This window comes from Spiroplasma endosymbiont of Nomada ruficornis (assembly GCF_964030795.1).
GTDB lineage: Bacteria > Bacillota_I > Bacilli_A > Mycoplasmatales > VBWQ01 > Spiroplasma_E > Spiroplasma_E ixodetis_A.
This window is the reverse complement of the sequence record NZ_OZ034962.1, coordinates 1,322,324-1,344,391: the sequence shown is the minus strand read 5'-3', so window position 1 is coordinate 1,344,391 and position 22,068 is coordinate 1,322,324. Positions and strand designations below refer to the sequence as shown.

General features: G+C 23.4%; 18 protein-coding genes. 6 read left to right on the top strand and 12 right to left on the bottom strand.

Annotation, left to right across the window (positions count from 1 at the left end; all coding sequences use genetic code 4):
* Together AAHM79_RS08100 and AAHM79_RS08095 are read left to right on the top strand one after the other, a co-directional pair.
* On the top strand, positions 1-1,239 hold the full coding sequence (locus AAHM79_RS08100) for a hypothetical protein (protein ID WP_342257210.1): 1,239 nt from the start codon (positions 1-3) through the stop codon (positions 1,237-1,239).
* On the top strand, positions 1,190-3,214 hold the full coding sequence (locus AAHM79_RS08095; protein WP_342257322.1) for a hypothetical protein: 2,025 nt from the start codon (positions 1,190-1,192) through the stop codon (positions 3,212-3,214). Before AAHM79_RS08100 ends, AAHM79_RS08095 begins: the two co-directional genes overlap by 50 nt.
* On the opposite strand, the gene AAHM79_RS08090 is transcribed toward AAHM79_RS08095, so the two are convergent.
* Positions 3,211-3,489: a hypothetical protein gene (locus tag AAHM79_RS08090; protein WP_342257212.1), complete on the bottom strand. Its 279-nt coding sequence runs from the start codon at positions 3,487-3,489 to the stop codon at positions 3,211-3,213. The two genes, AAHM79_RS08095 and AAHM79_RS08090, sit on opposite strands and share 4 nt — an antisense overlap.
* A gap of 150 nt (positions 3,490-3,639) precedes the next feature.
* Positions 3,640-5,346, bottom strand: coding sequence for a hypothetical protein (locus AAHM79_RS08085; protein WP_338958622.1), 1,707 nt, complete (start codon positions 5,344-5,346; stop codon positions 3,640-3,642).
* 73 nt (positions 5,347-5,419) lie between these two features.
* On the opposite strand from AAHM79_RS08085, the gene AAHM79_RS08080 reads away from it, so the two are divergent.
* Complete coding sequence (locus AAHM79_RS08080) at positions 5,420-6,580, top strand: Mbov_0401 family ICE element transposase-like protein (RefSeq protein WP_342257598.1); 1,161 nt, start codon at positions 5,420-5,422, stop codon at positions 6,578-6,580.
* 120 nt (positions 6,581-6,700) lie between these two features.
* Entirely contained in the window at positions 6,701-7,651 is a 951-nt protein-coding gene (locus AAHM79_RS08075; protein ID WP_342257214.1) for an IS30 family transposase, read from the top strand.
* Positions 7,652-8,169: 518 nt separating this feature from the next.
* On the opposite strand, the gene AAHM79_RS08070 is transcribed toward AAHM79_RS08075, so the two are convergent.
* The 5 genes from AAHM79_RS08070 to AAHM79_RS08050 all read right to left on the bottom strand — a co-directional run bounded on the left by AAHM79_RS08070 (position 8,170) and on the right by AAHM79_RS08050 (position 11,432).
* On the bottom strand, positions 8,170-9,033 hold the full coding sequence (locus AAHM79_RS08070) for a DegV family protein (protein ID WP_252319596.1): 864 nt from the start codon (positions 9,031-9,033) through the stop codon (positions 8,170-8,172).
* Positions 9,034-9,204: 171 nt separating this feature from the next.
* Positions 9,205-9,516: a single-stranded DNA-binding protein gene (locus AAHM79_RS08065; RefSeq protein WP_342257597.1), complete on the bottom strand. Its 312-nt coding sequence runs from the start codon at positions 9,514-9,516 to the stop codon at positions 9,205-9,207.
* A 135-nt stretch (positions 9,517-9,651) separates the two neighbouring features.
* Complete coding sequence (locus AAHM79_RS08060) at positions 9,652-10,257, bottom strand: IS30 family transposase (RefSeq protein ID WP_342257596.1); 606 nt, start codon at positions 10,255-10,257, stop codon at positions 9,652-9,654.
* Complete coding sequence (locus AAHM79_RS08055) at positions 10,212-10,601, bottom strand: helix-turn-helix domain-containing protein (RefSeq protein ID WP_342257415.1); 390 nt, start codon at positions 10,599-10,601, stop codon at positions 10,212-10,214. The genes AAHM79_RS08060 and AAHM79_RS08055 overlap by 46 nt, the downstream gene beginning before the upstream one ends.
* A gap of 534 nt (positions 10,602-11,135) precedes the next feature.
* Positions 11,136-11,432, bottom strand: coding sequence for a hypothetical protein (locus tag AAHM79_RS08050; protein ID WP_342257595.1), 297 nt, complete (start codon positions 11,430-11,432; stop codon positions 11,136-11,138).
* Positions 11,433-11,633: 201 nt separating this feature from the next.
* Here AAHM79_RS08050 and AAHM79_RS08045 point away from each other — a divergent pair, with 201 nt between their 5' ends.
* Positions 11,634-11,933, top strand: coding sequence for a hypothetical protein (locus AAHM79_RS08045; protein WP_342257594.1), 300 nt, complete (start codon positions 11,634-11,636; stop codon positions 11,931-11,933).
* Positions 11,934-12,176: 243 nt separating this feature from the next.
* Positions 12,177-12,545 carry a hypothetical protein gene (locus tag AAHM79_RS08040; protein ID WP_342257593.1) on the top strand — a complete coding sequence of 123 codons (369 nt, stop codon included), beginning with the start codon at positions 12,177-12,179 and terminating at the stop codon, positions 12,543-12,545.
* 184 nt (positions 12,546-12,729) lie between these two features.
* Here the strand turns inward: AAHM79_RS08040 and aspS are convergent, their stop codons facing one another.
* From aspS to secDF, 5 genes are all read right to left on the bottom strand, one after another.
* Positions 12,730-14,472 (bottom strand): aspartate--tRNA ligase, encoded by a 1,743-nt coding sequence (aspS, locus tag AAHM79_RS08035; RefSeq protein ID WP_342257592.1) that lies wholly within the window; start codon positions 14,470-14,472, stop codon positions 12,730-12,732.
* Complete coding sequence (gene hisS, locus AAHM79_RS08030) at positions 14,456-15,748, bottom strand: histidine--tRNA ligase (RefSeq protein ID WP_342257591.1); 1,293 nt, start codon at positions 15,746-15,748, stop codon at positions 14,456-14,458. Before hisS ends, aspS begins: the two co-directional genes overlap by 17 nt.
* A gap of 260 nt (positions 15,749-16,008) precedes the next feature.
* A complete protein-coding gene (locus AAHM79_RS08025) occupies positions 16,009-18,261 on the bottom strand; it encodes a RelA/SpoT family protein (RefSeq protein WP_342257590.1) in 2,253 nt (750 codons plus the stop codon).
* A 13-nt stretch (positions 18,262-18,274) separates the two neighbouring features.
* Complete coding sequence (locus AAHM79_RS08020; RefSeq protein WP_342257589.1) at positions 18,275-18,796, bottom strand: adenine phosphoribosyltransferase; 522 nt, start codon at positions 18,794-18,796, stop codon at positions 18,275-18,277.
* A 9-nt stretch (positions 18,797-18,805) separates the two neighbouring features.
* Positions 18,806-21,970, bottom strand: a complete 3,165-nt coding sequence (gene secDF, locus AAHM79_RS08015; RefSeq protein ID WP_342257588.1) for a protein translocase subunit SecDF — start codon at positions 21,968-21,970, stop codon at positions 18,806-18,808.
* Between the last annotated feature and the right edge of the window lie 98 nt (positions 21,971-22,068).

Genomic DNA, 22,068 nt, shown 5'->3' with positions numbered 1-22,068 from the left:
ATGAAACCTTTTTGACCAAGAAAAGATAAAACAAATATTAATAATAATGAAGAAAAATCTAAATTAATTTTTTTAGAAAATAAAAGTACACACACTTCTATTTTAAGTTATTTTGGTTTTAATGATTTTAATCATGAGACTTATTTTACTGATTTTGTTGCTGAAAATAATGCTAATTTATATAATGCTCCATTGGATATTAATAATGAAACTATTAAACAATATTTAATTAAACAAGAATTTTATAGAAAGAATTGAAATTCTATTTTTAAATTAAGCAAATTAGGAATTAGTGGTTATTTAATTTATATTGCTAATGATGATTTTTATTTTCAAGTAGTAGATATACAGCAAAGAATTTATGATATTACTGGTAAATTAATTCAATGTACTATTTTTTATGATAGTTATCAACAAAATGCACAAACAGTAAGATTATTTGAAGTTTATAAATTAAATAATGAACAAGTAACTATTAATCGTGCAATTTATAGTATTAGTGATAATAAAAAACAATTTCCTTTACCTTTTAAAGAATATAGTAATAATCCTAATTTAGAACAAGAACAAACATTAAATATTAATTATATTCCAATAGCAATTATGAGAAATAAAGCAAATGAGTTAGCAGATTGTAATAAAGTAATGGATAAAATTAAAGCATTAGATGTTATTTATGAACAAATTGTTTTAGATACTATTTTAAATTCACCAAAGTTTATTTTTGACCAAACTTATGGTAATGCTAAATCTACAATGGATGAAGCCGTAAGAACATTAGTTACTAACAACTATATTTGAAAAACTACTGGTGATAATAATGAAAAAAGTGAAAATATTAATATGACAAGTAGTAATTTTAAAGGTAAAAATTTAACTGATATATATGATTGAAATATTAATGAAATATTTAAACGTTGTGGTATTCATATACCAAGTCAAAAGAAATCAGCACAACAATCGGTTCCCGAAAGTACAGCGGTAAATATTTCAACTATTAATTATATTGAACAAAAATTATGACAATTTAATATTGATATTCTTAAATTTATTCAAATATTAGTACGTTTAGATAAAGATTTATTAAATAGTAAAACATTTAATATTAATGATGAACAAGAAATTAATAACTTAACAGTTAAATTAAAATTATTTAATCCAGAAAATAACCAATTAATAGGAGAAAACAATGGAAAACAACAACAAACCACAAACGAAGTTTCCACAGAAACAAACTAAACTTAATCAAGCAGAAATAGAAAATGATTATTTAATTGATAATATTCCTTATGATTTTACTAATATGATGAGTGCTACTAGTGACCCTGATATTAATAGAGCATACGATGAATTTAAAAAAAGAAAAATTTATATTTATGAAATTGAACGTTTATTTAAAAATAATGAAAATAATAGTTTAAGATTTTCAGCAAATACTATTAAAATAGGTTTTATTGATATTGATAAAGTATTAAAAACTACTGCTGTTGAAACATCTGATTTTACTATGCAATTAAATCAAAGAGCAAGTACTAATATTAATGACAATACAATTGAATATAGTATGACTAATATTAAAAATTTAATATTTCAAGAAATAAATTTATTAAATCAATTTAAGTTATATGCAGTTAGTATAAATGAACCATTAACTGAAAATAATATTGATAATTTATATATTATTAATAATTATTCAGAACCTTATCAAAATCCAAAAACTAGAAGTACTAAAAGTATTACTATTATTAAAATTAAAGACTTTAAAACAAGAGATGGTTATCCAATTATTATTAAATTACAAAAACCACTAGATAAAGACACCAAAGTTATTGGTTTAAAAATTAAAGCACCTAGAAGCATGATTTTTGGCAATATAAAGGTACTTGGTGAAGTCGACAATATGGAGGTATACCCAAAGTTATTTGTCAAAGATAAGATAGCATTTCCGCTATTATCAATGCCTATTGAAACTCAACCAAAAGTTAGAATATTACAACAATGATTTAGTGAACAAATATTACCTTGAAATTTAGCAAAACAATTTATAGGACAAGAAAAATCAGTTTTAGATTTAATTGCTATTGGTGGTGGTAGAGAAACAAGAAAAGAAATTATTAATAATGCAAGAGTAACTAATGATAAAATTGGTTATGATGTTTCTAAAAATTCAAAAGTATGACCATTATCTGATGAACTAGAATTAAAAGATAAAAAATTAGAGTCATGATTTTTAGTAAGTGACTATAATTTATTTATTTCTACAACAAATAAATTTCATGATGTTGAACTAGAAATAAAAGATAGACCACCAATTGATAGTTTACAAAAAGTATTATTAGATATGTTAACTTATACATATACTTATAATAGAAACTTTGATGGTGCATCATTAAGTAATGTTTTAAAAGAAATGAATGATTTAGATAAAATTCGTGCTAAGTTTGAAGGACAAAAACCAAATGAAGTTATTACTAATTTATTTAAACAATGAGAATTAGATTATCCTAACTATACAAATTTACCAAAAGTTAAAATATTAAAACAAATAGTTATAATGCTATCAAAAAATATTTATTCAACCATGTCTATTAATAACGGTTTAAATGATGACTATAAATTATTATTACCTTATTATTTTGAATTAAAATCAAATCCTATACATTCTACACCTGATAAGATTTGAGAATTTAAAGATATAAAAGTAGTATTAAAATCTGCATATTTTGATTTTACAGATATCAATAACATTAAACTAAAAAACAATGACATTAGTCAAAATGAATTATTGAAATTAGATGATAATCAATTTAACTGACTATCCATAACTAATGAATTAGAAAGCAATAATATACCATCATTAATTCCGGCAGATTGAACATTAGGTAATGGTGAATATGGAAAATATTTTACAAGATTAATTATTAATAAAAATAAAACCGAAAATGCTTTAAATTTATATGGTTCAAATAAATCACAATTATTTTCTAAATTAGAATTTTATAAAGAAGTTTTACAAATTGACAATAATAGTGAATTTGAATTACAAATTGAAAATCCAATTAATAACTTAAATCGAATTGAAGTTAGCGGACTATTTGGTGCTGGTAATTATGATTTAATTTTAGTAACAAATAAACAAGAAATAAATTTAAATAATATTAATTTATTTGATAAATATAATGAAAATATTTCTTATATAAATTTAGAAATTTAATTATCAAAATATCCATCTGGATAAATACCATCTCATTTTACTGCATCATCAGTTAATTTATTTGATGCTCAGTAAAGAGTAATTTTATGTTTATTACTTACTGGTCTTGCTCAAATAGTTGCCCCCCAGTGTGCTTCATGGTCGTAATCATAAAAATATGTTAATTGATTATTTTTATTATATGAAACTATTCCTAAGATTAAACCGGTAACACCAGTTATTACAGCAAATGATAATGATATTTTTTGAAAATTTGTTTTTATTCATATTTTCATAATAAATATCTCCTTTTTTCCTTGATTTTACTTTTAAATTGTACTATTTTTGATTATTTTTACAAGTATGCTTTTAAAAGCAAAATAACGCCTAAATTAAAGGTGTTTATTTTTTGATACCTATAATATTAATTGTATTGCGCTTATTTATTATATTGCAAATGTGAAGATACTTTTTTTTACAGTAGCATTATTTTTACCCCTAATTACATTTTTATATGGATATAATGCATAAAATAATGCATCATAAGGGTCTTGATACATATTTTTGTCAGGAATGTTAGTTTTGGTTTGGTCATAACGTAATTCTTCTAAACATTGAGTTGTTTTTGGTAAATCATCTTTATTTGCATAAAAGTTTCCATAACTCATAATATTTCTCATTCAAACTACTCTATTAGTTAATCCGGCTTCTTGATTTAAATTTGAAGCATGTTTAATAGCGGTTTGTGTTATTAAAATAGTATTGTGTTCATCAATTAATTTTTGATTTAATCAATCCATTGCTGTTCTTGCTTTATCATCATAAAAATAAATTGCTTGTTCAAAATTTTCAAAATTATCCATTAATCCTAAAATTTCATTAACATAAGCATTAATTTTTTCATTTTCATTTATAAAATCATTTGGAGTAACTACTAATTCACAAATAATATAAGCATCATAATAACCAGTATTATTATATTCTTTAAAACCAACTACCATAAATACAGTATGGTCTTTTGGTCCCGTAGCTCAATCAATACCAACACTATAAAAATCAAATTTATACATTTCTTTTTCTTGATTATAAAATTGTTTTAAATCATATGATTGTCAATATTTTACTGTTTTTTGAAATGGGAAAATTGTTGCATCGCTATCTAAAAATTCAAAACCATAATAAACAGTATTATATTCATCTGGATTACTTTTTTCCATTTCTAATAATGTTCTTTGTTGAATGTCAGGTAATTTATTTCAAAATGGTTGAATAGTAAATCTTAAAACAAATAAACCTAAACCACTAAACATATCTTTATTTTCATAATAAACTTTACCAACTTTTTTAAGATTTTTCATGACTTCATCATTTAATGGTAAAAATGGTGTACAGTATTTTAAATAAAATGGATGATATTTATCATAAGGATTACATGTAAAAGTAATGAAAAAACTTTTATAAAAATAACGAGTAATCTTTTGTCCAAAGGTAGAACTATATATATTTTTATCAATAAATGTTCAACTTCACTCTTTAATAGGTTTATTTGATACTTTAATACGATTACTTCTAAACATAGAGTTTTGTAAACGTTCATATCGATATGTTAATTGTTTTTCAGTTAATGTTTCTTTTTCTTCTGCCATAATAATTTCATCTGTTCTTGAACCTAAAAAACTTGACCCACCTGCTTCTTTTCCAAAAATCTTATTACCATTAGCATAACCAATAAAGTCAATTTGTTGATTACTTGGAAAGATAATACATCCCCCATCCTTAGTAATTTTTCATTTAATGCCATGTGGATTATTAGGTAATAAATTAATATTATATGTATCTAATAAAACTTGACAAACATTCATTAAAGCACCAATTGTAGTTTCACTATGAGTATTTTCATATCTTCTTACTTCTTGAACACTACTATCTCTAAAATTACAACATATAAATAAATCAAATGCTAAACAGTTTCAAGTTTTTCTTGTTCCACGTGCTGTTGGAACAAAACGATAAAAACAATTAGTAGTAAAATATTCTGCTCATTCATCACCAACAAATTCTTTAAAAATATCTCAACTAAAACCATAATTATTATCACTAAAATTAAGATTATATTTTTTATTTAATTGTCCATAACTACTAATAAAAGCCATATTTACTCCTTATTTTTAAAAAAAAATTAAACTTAAATTATTAACAAACAAAAATTAGAAAGGAACATTAAAAATGTTTATATTACCATTCGCAAATCATTTTGATTGAGACAAACATGATTTTAATCAAGATGAATTAAGTTTAAAACCAACAGAAGAATTATTTGCAAAAATAGATGATTATTTATGAAGTATATGTGATAAATCTGAATATAAATCATATAGATTTAGACAACGAAAATTAAAAGCAAAAAAAGGTTTATTAACTTATAAGCGACGTATTTGTACACATTATAACACAAAAACACAAAAAATGGAGTACGTATCATTATTAGATAATTATCTTGGTGTTAAAAAATATAGTAAACTTGCACCTAACGTTATTAAACAAATTTTAAAATATTTTGCTGATGGTAAAAAGTATCGTGATGTTTGTGATACTTTTATTGAAGATTTAATAAGTAATAGTACAGTTTGTAGAACATATCAAAAATTTGAATTACCAAAAGCAAATATTCCCAAAATACCATTACAACCAAATCAAAATTTATATGTAAATATTGATGATGGTCATCGAAAATTTAAGTTTAATGAAAAACACAATACTAAAAATTGTAAAAAATGTTCGATGAGATTAATAGTAATGTGTACTGGTAAAAAGAAAAATGGAAAATTAATTAATAAAAGAGCTGTATGTAAAATAAGAGTTTCAAAAACAGAAATTGGTGCTGAAAAAACCGCAAAATTAATAGAAAAATATGGTAATTTATTTTTTGAAAACTTTGACCAAGCAAATTTAATAGTTTGTGGAGATAGTGCAAAATGAATTAGAAAAACTGCTACAATTTTAAATGCTAAATTTATTTTAGATAAATTTCATGCTTTTCATGTTTTATTTCTTGGTATAATGGCAGGAAGAAGAAAAAATCAAATTGCTAAATTACACTATCAAAATGCAATAAATTTATTTGCCAAAGGTCAATATTATGAATTAATTGATTTTTTACAATCATTAACTTTACAATATAAAAAATTAAAAGTTGGTTATTTTATTAATGCAAAAGATGGTGTATTAAACCAAGCATTAGTTGAAAATATTGGTTGCTTTACTGAAACTAATATTAAACAAATTTTAAAGCATATGATTGGTGATAGAACTTATAACATTGATATGTATACAAAAATGGTTAATTTTAAATGTTATCAAATAAATACAATTATCCAGTTATTATAAATTAAAACTTAAATTTGCTGAATTATACTTGTAAGTGCAAGTAAATAAAATTGCAAAAAATTCTCATATAAAAATTTCATAATGCTAAATTTAGTTTAGAAAAAAGTAAGGAGTTTTTATATGAGTTATAAACATCTTGGCATAGATGAAAGGATTTATATTGAGAATCAATTGAAATTTAAATTTAAAATTAGTGAAATAGCTAAAAATCTTAATCGAAGTATTAGTACTATTATTCGAGAAATTAATAGAAATAAAGATAATAATCATGATTTTTCATTAATTGCACAAAATAAAGCTGAAAATCGAAAACAATCACATATTAGTTTTCATAAGTTTAAAAATAAGAATTTAGTAAAATATGTACAACAAAAATTACTATTAGGTTGATCATCTGAACAAATTTATGGCAGAATTAAAAATTTTCATAAAGAGTGAGTTATTAGTTTTAAAACAATTTATACTTGAATTTATTTTGGAATGCTTGATAAAGTTACTAGTAAAAATTTAAGAAGAAAAGGTAAAAAACGAAAATCTAAAGAAAATCGTGGCAAGTTTAATGGTAAATCAATTAAAGAACGAGATATAAATGTTAATGATCGTATAACACTTGGTCATTGAGAAGGAGATACTATAGTATCATCACGAGGTAAAAGCAAATCATGTTTAATAACTTTAGTTGAAAGAGTATCACGATTTACTTTAGCAATATTAGTTAAAAACAGAACTACTAAAGTTATTAATAAAAATGTCAGTTATTATTTATCAATTCTTCCTAAAAACATTGTTAAAACTATTACTTTTGATCGTGGCAAAGAATTTTCAAATTGACAACAACTTGAAAAAAATTTAGATGTAAAAATTTATTTTGCCAATCCATATTCACCTTGACAAAGAGGTACTAATGAAAATACTAATGGTTTAATTAGAGAAAAATTTCCTAAAAAATTTATTTTTTCAAAAACTAATAAAAATGAAGTTCATAAATTTATATTGTCTTTAAATCAAAGACCGAGAAAAATACTAAATTATCTTTCACCAATCGAATATTTGGATAGAAAAATAATTTAGTTGCACTTACCTTTACAATTTAGCAAATAAATAAAAATAAAATAAAACTTATTAAAGAAAACTTTAATAAGAATTTTTGAGTTATAAAAGTAAGTATTATTGTTGACTAATATTTTTGAAGTGTTAAGATTAACTTACAATTGCATATTGAAGTCTAAATTATTCTCGTCTAAACTTATAATTTAAAGACAAATTTGAATATTATTGACAACATCGGTACGCTCCCAAAATATTTTTTAATTTTATAGTTAAAACTCAATAAATTAAAAAACCATTACTTTGATTTATAAATATTTATTTTATTAAATTTTTTCAATTATTTCTTTAGTTTAAAACTTTAATTATTAATAAGAATTTAAATCATAATATTTAATATTTTATTATTTATAAGTTGAAAAAATCTGAATGTTAGTAAACTAAATTAACCTTTACTAACATTCTTTTTTAGATTTAAAGTTTTTTATATATTTTCTAAAAAACAGAATACTTGATCAATCTTTTATAAAACTACTTTTTTATTAGACTTCTTTTACTCATTGATTAGGTACTACTGAAAAACCAATAGTATTATTACCAGTATGTGTTTTTAAAATATTACATAATGGTTCAACTTTATATTTGGTAAATCCTCTATTTTTTACTTTTTTAATTGCTTCATCAATAATATCTTTTCTACATCAACCATCAATAATATATATTGTTTCTTTAGTAACGTCTTTAATTTTAGTAATAATATCTAACATTTCTTCCATAGCTTTACTTAAGGTTCTAACTCTACCAATATTATCAATTGTTTCTTTACATCTTAAAATTGGTTTAAAACGTAAAAAATTACCAATTCTTGCTTTACTCATTGGTAATCTACCACCACGAGCCAAAAATTTTAAATCATTAGGAGCAATATAAGATTCATAAGTTTTACGAAATTTATTTAAAATTCCTAAAATTTCAGGAATTTTTTTTCCATTTTTAACAAGAGTAAAAGCAATTAAAACCATAAATTTTAAAGGTATTGAAGCAGCACCTGTTTCTAAAATATGAACTTTATTTTTATATTTTTCTTCTTTTTGTAAAACTTGTGAACTTGCATATTGTCCTGAAGCATTATTAGCAATTGGTAAAAATAAAATTTGATCATATTTACTTAAAGCATTATCTCAATATTGTTCAAGTTTACCACGACTAGTTTGACTAGTTTTTAAAATACAGTGTTCATCAATCATCTTTTTACGAATTGTTTCACTATCAATATCAATGTTATTATCATCATAAGCATTTTCTCCTTCAATAATATTTAAAGGAATAATTATTATTTCAGGATATTTTTTCATATCTTCAACGGTAAAACCAGTAGCTGAATCACTTACAATTCCAATTTTCATTTTGTTTGCTCCTAACCTTTTATACTAATAAATTATAGTAAAATTATAACAAATTTATTTTACTATATATCGTTTTAATTTGAAAAAATATAAAGTGACTATAAACTTATTAGTAGTAAAAATAAAAATAGTCTTAATTACTCAATAATTAAGACTATTTTTTAATTACTTTTAAGTTAAATAAATAATACGATCAGCAATAATTTCTGTATAGTAAAAATCATTAGCTTTATTAGCAAATGTTTGAATTCTACCTTTAATACCAATAATTGCATTCTTTTTTAATAGTGTTTTTAATTCCTCTGTATTAGCTATTCAAGTTTTAATAGTGATAAAATCAATTTCAAATTGATTTTGACGATTTTTAAAAGGTCTTTCAACAGCCATTATAAACTTGGTCCATTTTGTTGGAATTTGTTCTCTGGTTGGTATTATTTCTGGTTCATTCATTAATTTACCTGCTAATACAACATTATTTATCATTTTAACACCCCCTCTTATTTGATAATTATAAATTTAGTTCATAAATAAAATATCAAATTATTTTATTTATGAATAAAAGAAAAAATAAATTAATTCAACAAACTTAAATATGCTAAATTGTAAAGGTAAGTGCAACTAAATTATTTTTCTATCCAAATATTCGATTGGTGAAAGATAATTTAGTATTTTTCTCGGTCTTTGATTTAAAGACAATATAAATTTATGAACTTCATTTTTATTAGTTTTTGAAAAAATAAATTTTTTAGGAAATTTTTCTCTAATTAAACCATTAGTATTTTCATTAGTACCTCTTTGTCAAGGTGAATATGGATTGGCAAAATAAATTTTTACATCTAAATTTTTTTCAAGTTGTTGTCAATTTGAAAATTCTTTGCCACGATCAAAAGTAATAGTTTTAACAATGTTTTTAGGAAGAATTGATAAATAATAACTGACATTTTTATTAATAACTTTAGTAGTTCTGTTTTTAACTAATATTGCTAAAGTAAATCGTGATACTCTTTCAACTAAAGTTATTAAACATGATTTGCTTTTACCTCGTGATGATACTATAGTATCTCCTTCTCAATGACCAAGTGTTATACGATCATTAACATTTATATCTCATTCTTTAATTGATTTACCATTAAACTTGCCACGATTTTCTTTAGATTTTCGTTTTTTACCTTTTCTGCTTAAATTTTTACTAGTAACTTTATCAAGCTTCCAAAATAAATTCAAGTATAAATTGTTTTAAAACTAATAACTCACTCTTTATGAAAATTTTTAATTCTGCCATAAATTTGTTCAGGTGATCAACCTAATAGTAATTTTTGTTGTACATATTTTACTAAATTCTTATTTTTAAACTTATGAAAACTAATATGTGATTGTTTTCGATTTTCAGCTTTATTTTGTGCAATTAATGAAAAATAATGATTATTATCTTTATTTCTATTAATTTCTCGAATAATAGTACTAATACTTCGATTAAGATTTTTAGCTATTTCACTAATTTTAAATTTAAATTTCAATTGATTCTCAATATAAATCCTTTCATCTATGCCAAGATGTTTATAACTCATATAAAAACTCCTTACTTTTTTCTAAACTAAATTTAGCATTATGAAATTTTTATATGAGAATTTTTTGCAATTTTATTTACTTGCACTTACAAGTATAATTCATCATATTAAAATAAGACTAGATAAAATAATTTATTAATTAACACAAAAAGAGCATTGTCAACTGCTCTTTTTGTAAAATATAATTGTGTTAATATAGTTTTAATCTAAAACTGGTAATGATCCAATTCTTGAATCTTTTAGTGCATTTACTTTCCCAAAATCTACTTGTAATAACACTCTCTGAACATTAACAAATCCAGTAATTTTATTACCATTTTTAGCAGCATCATAAAAAAATGTATAAACTTTTGTATTTAATAAACTAATTAAAGCTTCTCATTGCTTTTGTGTATATGGTGCAAATTATAATTTAAAATCAGAGGCTAAACTTCCTTTTTTAACTCCCACATTGTTATAAAGTTTCAAATCAGGTAAAATTTTTCGAAATTCTTGACTAACATCTAAATCCTTATTGTCAGCTGTATTAATAATCTAAGATTTTAAAATTTCATTATTTTTGATAATATCAATTTGACACGTACCTGCTTCTAATTCAAAACTATCTTCGGTGTATTTTTCTTTAATTTCTCCTGGAAAAGTATTTTTAATACTAACAGTTAAACTAACAATTTCAGCATATTCTTCATCTGAATAAACGCCAATTTCATCACCAGTTTTGAAACCTAAATCTTTTAAAAAGTGTGCTGCATTAGCATTTTCTGCCCTATATTTATGAGGTGGTGCACCTGTTCTTAACAATTTATTTTTAAAAAGATCATTAATTTTCATTAAGTGATCATCTGCAATAACCGAATATTTTTCACTATCAGATGTATTATCATAGTTTAATTTTTGTAAAATTAATTAACAATATTTTACATTTTTTTCTAAACCTACGATATTAAATAATAAAAAATCAAATTTTTGGTAAATCTTAATATTAAAAATTAATATTTATATTAATTTAAAGAAAGAGGTACTTATTAAAAAATGATAAATAATAAAAAGAAAATATTAGAAAAAGAAAGTCTAACTAATAATAAATATAAAACCAAAATTGAAAAATTAAATAAAAAACTACAAGAAACTCTTGGTGATTTAAAAGAAATAAGTGATCTCTATGCAAAATCAGAAAGAGATGCATTAGATAAAAGAAAAATAATTACAAATCTTGCAAATAAAATTACAGAATTAGAAACACAGTTAATAGAAAATCAACAACAAGCAGAAATAAAAAATAATAATAAAAAAATTATAATTCCAAAAATAAATTTAATAATACCTGGTTAAATATGTTCTTTAGCAACTGATACAAAAGGTAATCTTTATCTTGGAACTAGAAATAGTTCTTGACATGGTGCTATTTATAAATGTTTAGCAGGAGAAACAAACTTTAAACCAATATTAGGAATATATGGTGAAATATGAACAATAGCTATTGATAAAAATGAAAATGTTTATATAGGTACTAGAGAAAGTAGTTTTAAAGGTAACGTTTATAAATATCAAAAAAATCAAAATACTTTTAAAAAAATGGATGGTATAAATAAATCTGTTTCTTCTTTAACTTTTGACAATTATGATAATATTTATGCAGGAGTTTGAACCGGTTCATATCAATCTCCTAGTAATGGTGAAGTTTACAAATGTTTAGCAGAAGAAACAAACTTTAAACCAATGTCTGGAATAAAAGGGGGAGTACTATCATTAGTTTTTAATAAAAATACAAATTTTTTATATGTTACTACATGAAACGGAGATGGAAAAACTAAAACTAATGATGGTTCACTTTATAAATGCTTACCACCAAATAATGTCTTTACTTTAGTTCAAAAAAATTTACCAGCTATATGACATCTAAAAACCAAAGATAGTGAACCATTTATTGAACTTGAATATTAACAAATATCAAAAAAAATATAATTGAAATTAATAATTATTAATTTAACATTATTGAAAAATTGATTTCAATTAAATTACATAATTAATCTCTAATGAAAAACAATTTCATTATTTTTCATTAGAGATTTTTAATATTTATATTTTCTAATTTTATTAAACTTCTAATCACTTTAAAATTAAAATTTTACTTCTTAAATTCCAAATTTAATATTGATAAATGATCAGATGAAATTTCACTAGGACTATTTGTTAATAAACAAATACCACGATTATTTTTAGGAAAAGCAATAGTATCACGAATTGATTCATTCTTAATTAAAATCATTAATAAACGATCAATGCCAAAAGCAATACCACCATGTGGAGGAACTCCGTAATTAAAAGCTGATAAGAAAAAACCAAATTTATTTTCAATTTCTGTTTTACTTAAATCTAATAATTCAAAAATCTTTTTTTGTAATTTATAATCATGAATTCTAATGCTCCCACCAGCAATTTCAAAACCATTTAAAACCAAATCATAAGCATCTGCAGTTAAAGTTCCTAAATCTTTATTTTTTATATCTAATAATTTTTCAGGATTTTTTGGACTTGTAAAAGGATGATGACAAGCTTGTCATTTATTTTCTTCCTGTTCAAACATTGGTCAATCAATAATTCAAATAAATTCAAAGTTTTCAATATTATTCATAAAATCTTTATGATTAATTCGTTTTGACAAATCATTAATATAAAAACTTCTAATAGCACCCATAACTTTATTAGCAACATCTTGTTGTTCATATACGAAAATTAAAAAATTATTATTATATTTTATTTTTGATATTTCTTCTGCTAAAACTAAATCATCAAACTTTACTTTAGAATTATTATGAATAATTTTTTTCTTAATTAAGTCATAAATTATTAATGTTTTTCCTCCATGCTGATTGCTAATTTCTGTTATTTTTTTTATAGTTGTTTCATTCATTTTATCATTAACTATAAAACCCTTATAAATAAATCCATCACTATTATTGTTAATATTAATATTTATTAACTTACATGTACAACGCAAATCAGGTTTATCACTACCATATAAATCCATTGCTTGATCATAGGTAATCGATGAAAATGTTGAGGGAATATTACCAATTTTTAAAGTATTAAAAAGACTTATTATCATATTTTCTACTATTAATTTAATTTCTTTACTAGTAGTAAATGCCATTTCTAAGTCTAATTGTTGAAATTCGGGTTGTCTATCAGCACGAAAATCTTCATCACGAAAACATTTAGCAATTTGATAATATTTGTCAATACCTGATATCATTAATAATTGCTTATAAATTTGTGGTGATTGTGGTAAAGCATAAAAATGTTTTTTTTGAATACGAGCAGGAACTAAAAAATCACGAGCACCTTCTGGTGTTGATTTTGTTAAGCAAGGAGTATCAATTTCTAAAAAATTATTTTGATTCAAAAATGTTCGTACGCAACTAAGAACTTGGTGTTTAAATTTAATATTATAATTCATTGCTGGTCTTCTTAAATCTAAATAGCGATATTGTAAACGTAATTCTTCACTAGCAAGCGTATTATCATTTTTAATAACAAATGGTAAATTAATAGAATTGCTTAATATTTCAATATCTTTTGCTACTACTTCAATCATATCATTAGCAGTTTTTGCATCTTTATTTTTTCGTAAGACAACTGTTCCAATTACTTTTAAAACAGATTCAACTTTAACATTTTTTATTTCTTGATAATATCCGTTATCTGGTTTAACAATGACTTGTGTTGTTCCATACATATCACGTAAATCAATAAAAATACCAAATTTATTAATACGAATATCTTTAACTCAACCACTAATAATAATTTCTTTTGTAATATCACCCTGCGTTAAATTACCACATGTATGAGTTCTAAAGAGTTTTTCCATATTCTTCATTCTCCTCTAATAATAGATTTTTAACCTTACTAAACAATTGCTGTTCAGTATCAAAAATTAATTTTATCATTTCTTTTTTAACAAAAGAATAAAAACTAACCTGATTTTTTTCTTTTAAAAATAGTATATTTTTGGCTAAACTACGATCAATAATCTGTGACTTATTTTTATCTTGATATAAATTATATTCCATATCAATATGATAATTTTCTTTACGTAATTGTAATAATAAATCGGAAGCTATTATTAATCCTAATTCGCTTAAAGCAATAATTTGTAAATCAATAATTGGTGGTTTATTAATATTTTTATTTTCTACCAATAATAACATTAATCTTTCAATACCAATTGCAAAACCAATAGCAGGTATTTTTAATGGTGAGCCCAATTTATGAAATAAATTATCATATCTACCACCACCAAGTAAAGTATTTTGACTTTCACCAATTCGTGAATCAATAGTAGTTATTTCAAAAATAATACCATTATAATAATCTAAACCACGAACTAAATGCTCATCAATAATAAAATTAACTTTATTATTTTTTAAACTATTAATAATGGTTGTAAAATATGTTTTTTCTTCATTAGTTAAAAAATCATTTAAATATGGTATTTCTAAATTTAATTTAGTACAAATTTTACAATCAAGAACTCTTAGTGGCGATACTTTAACTCTAATTTGACAATTTTCACACAATTGCTTACTTTGATTTAATAATTGTTCTTTAAGTGCTATTTGGTATTTATTTTTTGTTTCATTAGATCCAAAATAATTAATATTTAAAGTTAAATTTGGTATTGAAAAACTTTTTATCATTTCTAGGGCCATCATCATTACTTCAACATCAACTAAAGGATGTTTAACACCAACAGTTTCGATACCAAATTGATTAAATTGACGTTGACGCCCTTTTTGAGGTCTTTCATATCTAAACATTGAACCATAATAAAAATACTTTAACGTTTGCTTAGATTTATATAATTTATTTTCAATTATAGCACGAACAATACCCGCTGTTCCTTCAGGACGAAGAGCTAATAATCTATCATTTTTATCATTAAATTGATAAATTTCTTTCTGAATAATATCAGTTGTATCTCCCACGGCTCGTAAAAATAGTTGAGCATTTTCAAAAATAGGAGTAATAAATTCTTGATAATTATATTTAATTGCACACTGTGTTAAAGATTTAATAATATTACGATATATAATAACCTCTTCATTATACATATCACGTGTTCCTCTTGCTTTTTGAAATTGCATACTTTTTTTTACTCCTTTTAATAAAAAATAAATCTTCTAAAAAAACGTTCCTTTATTTTAGGAACGTTTTTTAACGCGGTACCATCCTAATTCATTTACAAAGTAAATGCACTTAATTATAATTTATCATATTTAATTAATTAATAATACAAGCTATTTAATGTCATAAAATTAGTTAACCAATGTTTGCACCAACCACACTGTCTCTTAATGTTTACCCTAAATTTACTTTTAAATGCTGAAAATATTATACTAAAATATTACATAATTATTCTGTTTATTGCAATAATATCAGGAATTTTTTTAATTGATGAAATAATTTGATGTAAACGTTCAATATTAGAAACTTTAATTAAAATTTTTAAACTTCCATGATTTTCCTTAAGCTTATTATTAGCATCAATACTTTGAATTTGTGCCTTTAAATAGCCCAAAATATTTAAAACATCAGTCATCAATGCTGGTCGATCTAAATATTGAATTTGAATTTTTGAATTATAAAGATGATGACTGGTTGCTAATAAATTTCACTTAGTATCAATAATACGTTCTTTACGCTCTGGCAAACTAACATTAGGACAAATTAAACGATGAACTTTAATACCTTGCCCTTTAGTAATATAACCCGCAATTGGTTCATCAGGGATAGGTAAGCAACAATGAGCCAATGATGTTTTAGTATTGGGGGCATTTTCAATAATAATTTCATTATTACTACTTAAATTCATTGTTGTTTGTTGTTTAGTTTTTAATTCTTGAAATGTTACTGAATCACTATATAAAATAGTAGTAACCGCCTGTTCAATTGTATAAGTTCCATTAGCAACATCTAAGCAAAAATCTTCATACGTTTTATATTTTAATGATCTAATTCTTGACATAATAACATTACGTTTTGCAATTTTTCAACGAATGTGATTTTCAATAATATATTCTTCTATTTTCTCCTTTGTTTTTTTTATTTTCTCTTTGTTTTCTGTATCTTTAATTTTATTTTCTTGATTAAATTTTTCTTGCTGATTATTTAAATATTTTTTTATTTTATGTTGAGCAAAATTGGTCTTAACAATATTTAATCAATCACGAGAAGGGCGTGCAGTTTTAGCAGTTTTAATTTCAACAATATCACCTGATTTTAAAACAGTATTAATAGGAGAATAAATACCATTTATTCTTGCACCTACTGTTGTTTCACCAATTTCAGTATGAACTTTAAAAGCAAAATCTAAAACAGTTGAACCAAATGGTAATGTTATAACATTACCATTTGGAGTTAATACATAAATTAAATCACTAAAAATATCTTGTCGAATTTCTTTTTCGAAATTATTATCTTTGGCAATATTATCTTCTAATATGTTTTCATCAACATTTGGATTTAAGTCATTTAAATTTAATATTTCTTGAAAAATATTTAATTTTTCATCAATTTCTGCTTGACGTTTCTTAGGATTTTTATTTTCCCCTTCTTTATATCTTCAATGCGAAGCTGCACCGGCTTCAGCAAAATCTTCCATTTCTTCAGTTCTAATTTGTAATTCATAAATTTCATTATCAAAAACAACAGATGTATGTAATGATTGATACATATTATTTTTTGGTGTTGCAGTATAATCTTTAAATCTACCCGGAACAGGAGTAAAACTTTGATGAATATAACCCAAAATGGCATAACAACTATCAATAGAATTAGTAACAACTCTAATTGCTAAAATATCATGTATATCATCAAAATCTTTTCCAAAATAATACATTTTACGATAAATAGAATATAAGTGTTTACTACGACCATAAATTTTAAAAATTAAATTTTTATGTTGTGATAATGTTTTAGTTAATTCTTTAATAATTTCATTAACTAATTTTTCACGTTTTTCACGATCCAAATTAATAAGATTATCAATTTTTTTATACTCTTTAGGATGTAATACTGCAAAAGAACAATCTTCTAGTTCTGATTGTAATTTACGAATACCTAGACGATGAGCAATAGAAGCATAAACTTCTAAAGTTTCTTTAGCAATAATTATTTGTTTTTCGGGATTTAAAAAATTAATAGTTCTAATATTATGTAAACGATCTGCCATTTTAATAATAATGACACGAATATCATGAGCTAAACTTAAATATAATTTACGTAAATAATTAGCTTTAATTTCATTTCTTTTTTCTTTTGCAAAATGACTAACTTTAGTTACAGCTAAAACTAAATTAGCAACTTCCAAACCAAATTCTGCTACTAACTCATCAAAAGTTGTTGGTGTATCTTCTAAAATATCATGTAAAAATCCTGCTTGTATTGAAGAGACATCTAAATGTCATAATACTAAATTATATGCTGTTGATAAAACATGATAAACATAAGGATCACCATTCTTTCGATATTGATCTTTATGTTTTAATAATGCATATTCATAAGCTACTTTAATTTTTGTAATTTGCTTAGGATCTTTGATAAATGTTTTTGCTTCCGCTAATAATTGGTTAAAATCTTTACAAGTTAAATTATTCATTATTTACTACTTATTAAAACTGAATTATTTCTAACAGCGGAATATTATCAAAATGATGTTTATTAGAAAATTCAGAAAGCGAAATTAAAGTAGCAATGCCAACTGATTGAGCATTACTTTGTTTTATTAAATTAAGACAAGCATTAATTGTTCCCGAAGTTGCAATCAAATCATCAATTATTACTACTTTATCTTTTGTTGAAAGTACATTTTGCTGCATTTCTAATATAGCAGTACCGTACTCTAAATCATAAGTTACTTTATAGGTTTTACCTGGTAATTTACCTTTTTTGCGTGCAAGAACTAATTTGATACCCAACTTATATGCTATAGCAGCACCAAAAATAAATCCTCTTGCTTCAGGTGCTAAAATTGCTGTTGCTCCACATTTTTTAATAAAATCTACAAAAATATTCACAACACTTTGAAATGCTTCTGGATTACTTAATATTGGGTTAATATCTTTAAATTGGATACCTTTAATTGGAAAATCAGGAATATTCATAATAATTTTTTTTAATGATTCTTTTGTCATTGCAACCACCTATTCATTAATACCTTTAATAACATATTCATCTGCACCAATGAAATGTTTTTGAATTTTATTAATACGTTTTTTATATCTATAAACTCTTCATTTCTCAAAATAAATTCAAATAAAAGGAGCAATAAAGTAAGATGATACTAAACTTACTATACAACCTATTAATAATGATAAACTAACTATTCAGAAACTAGGAATAATAAACATAACAATTACTGATGTTATTAATACTACACCATTAATAACTAATGTTCTTGGTAAAGCCTTTTGAACACTTTTATTTGAAATTTCAATTATTTCTTCTGTGCTAATAACTTGTGTTTGATTATTATTAATCTTAATTTCACGAATATTATCAAAAATTGACATAATACTAATTATTGTTAAAATCATTACTCCCAATAATATTCCAACAATTGAAGTAGAAATTACAATTTGGAAAATACTAATAATAGCAAGTGTCATTAGTAAACTAAAAATAATAGCTAAAATTAAAGGAATAACATAAGTTAATTGAAATCTAATAATAATATAAATTAAAATAACAATAAAAGATAAAGCAATTGAAATAATCATATTAACTAATAAATCTACACCTGACTTAGCAACAACTAGATCAATTTCTCCTCATTGTAAAATAGATTCTTGTTTTCAATTTCTAGTCATCTCCCCTAAAAAATTCTTAAACCTTTGCTGCATACTTTGAGAATTTACTGTTGTTTGAAAAATAATTTTAAACTGATATGGTTTTCCTTCACCACCAGCAATTAAGGAAAAATTAATATTTTTAAAATATTTACTAAATTGACTATTATTTTGAATTTCTTTACTAATAAAATCTTTTGCTAATTCTGCTTCTTTAATAATATTGTAACTAGGATCACTTGGATCTTGAGTAATTGTACCCATTCCAACAAAATCAGTTCGTTGATCAAAACCAGAACCAAAATTTGAACCAATTACACCATAAGTAATACCTGAAGCAAGAACAATAACAGCAGAGCCTGAAAGAATTCATTTTGTTAATTTATGAAAATAATTTCAGTTACTTATTTTAAGTTTTGAAAAAACATTTTTAAAATTAATAACTAATATTTTTTTGTCTTTTGCTTTAACTATTTGAATTTTTAACGGTTTTAATGCATTAATTAATTCTTGTTTCAGTTTATTAATTTCTTGTGAAAGATTTAATTTTAAATCTTTTACTTTTGACTTATAAACTGATCTTGATTTACTATGTTCTTTTTTTAATTGCTGTTTATCAACTTTAAATTTTTTAATTAATTCTTTAACTTTATTTTTATAACTAATTTGAAGCTGACATTTTTCTGAAATTAATTGTTTTTTTATTTTTTTATCACTACTTTTAATATTATTTGTATCTATTGAATTATTTAAAACTATAGTGCTTTTTCTACTAATATTATTAGTTCCTAAAAGTTGAGGTTTATTTTCTAACCAGTTATTTCGTAATAATGTTCATAACATTAATCTTAATAAGATAATTCCAAAAATAATTACACCAAAAGTAGCAATAGAAGTCATAATAATAAAACCTTTGATAGCACGAGTTCCAAATCAGAAAATAGTTAAATTAACAATTAAAATAATAGCGTTACAATCTAATGAAGAAGATAATGTTTTCTTATTTGCTGATTTAAAAGCACTAATCAAAGTTTTACCTTGCATATATTCATTTTTAAAACGTTCCAACAAATTAATAATCGTATCTAATAATAGTGCAAAACCAATAATTAAAGCAATTACGCTTTCAGGAGCAATTATGCCATTAATGAAAACAAAACTAACAATAGTAAATAATAAAAATAATGATATTATAATTAGAACAATAACTCCTAACATACGATAATAAAACAGAACAATAGTCATAAGAACAAAGGTAACTAATATAATAATAACAACTGCAATTTTTAAAGATGTTGCACCTAGCGTTGGACTAACATTAGCATAAGATAACATAGTAAAATTATTTTTTGACAATCCTGATATTAAAACACTTTTCATTTGTTCAACTGTTTCAAGATTAAAAGTATCTGAATTAATTGAAATACTATTGTTAGTTACTTTAACTTCACCAACTCAATATTGAATATAACGATAATCAATAACATCTTCATGTAAAATATCTGAAACATCTGGTAAACGTAATAAATCTTTAATATAAGGCAATCATGCATTCATAGGTGAACCAACAATAGGAGAAGCAAAAGGATCAAAGCGATTAGCAGGATCATATGTATTTTTTTCATCATTAGTATCAACAGAAAGACTATGAACTGAACCTAAATTATCAGAATAAATTCAATTAATACCAAATTGACCATTTTGATTAGGATTTAATAGTCGTGCTAAAGTAGGGTCTTGTGCTTTAGCTCTAGCTAAAATATCAGTACCTTTACCAAGACCTGGTGTATTATTATCTAATAATGATGTTAATGATGCTTTAATCTTACCATCAGTATCATTTTTAAGATTATCAATTATAAAAGCAAGGGAGCGAATACCCTCCATACTACTTCGAATATAATCTAATAACTGACCAATATCTGAATAAATATAAAATGTATTTTCTTTGGCAGAAGTAAGTTCTTTTAAACCTGAATCATTTTTAACATCAAAAACAAGTTCTGGGCGATGAGTAACAGAATTATTAACAGCTTTAATAGCAGAAAAAACATCACTAGTTAATAATCTTTTATCTCTTTTTGTTCAAGTAGTAGCTTTGTCATCTTTCTTTTCGGTTGCTAATAAGTCATTACCATCTTTATCAACAATATAAGAATAACCACGTCGTGATACACTGTGAACAAAAGTAGAAATATCAACTCCCGCATCTTTACTCAACGCTAAATTATACTTATTATTATTGCTAGTAATGCTTTCAATATAAACGTTACTAGTACCTAAAGGGTCAACTCTGTCTTTTAATAAATTAATAACATCTTTTTGTTTACCTTTACCCTCATATTGAACTTGTGTTTGATAACCACCAGCAAACTCAATACTTAATTTACTATTATTTTCAACATATTTAGCACTAAACACTACTGAAATTATTATTGCAGAAACAATAATTATTAAACTAAAAATCCTTAAAAAAAATCCAAGATTTTTAGTTTTTCTTGTCCTAGAAGAAGTGTTCATATTTCTTCACTCCTAAATCATTTTATTTGTATAAACATAGATTGTATATTATTTAAGCACTATATAAGAATACCAACATTCGTTATAAATAACAATTG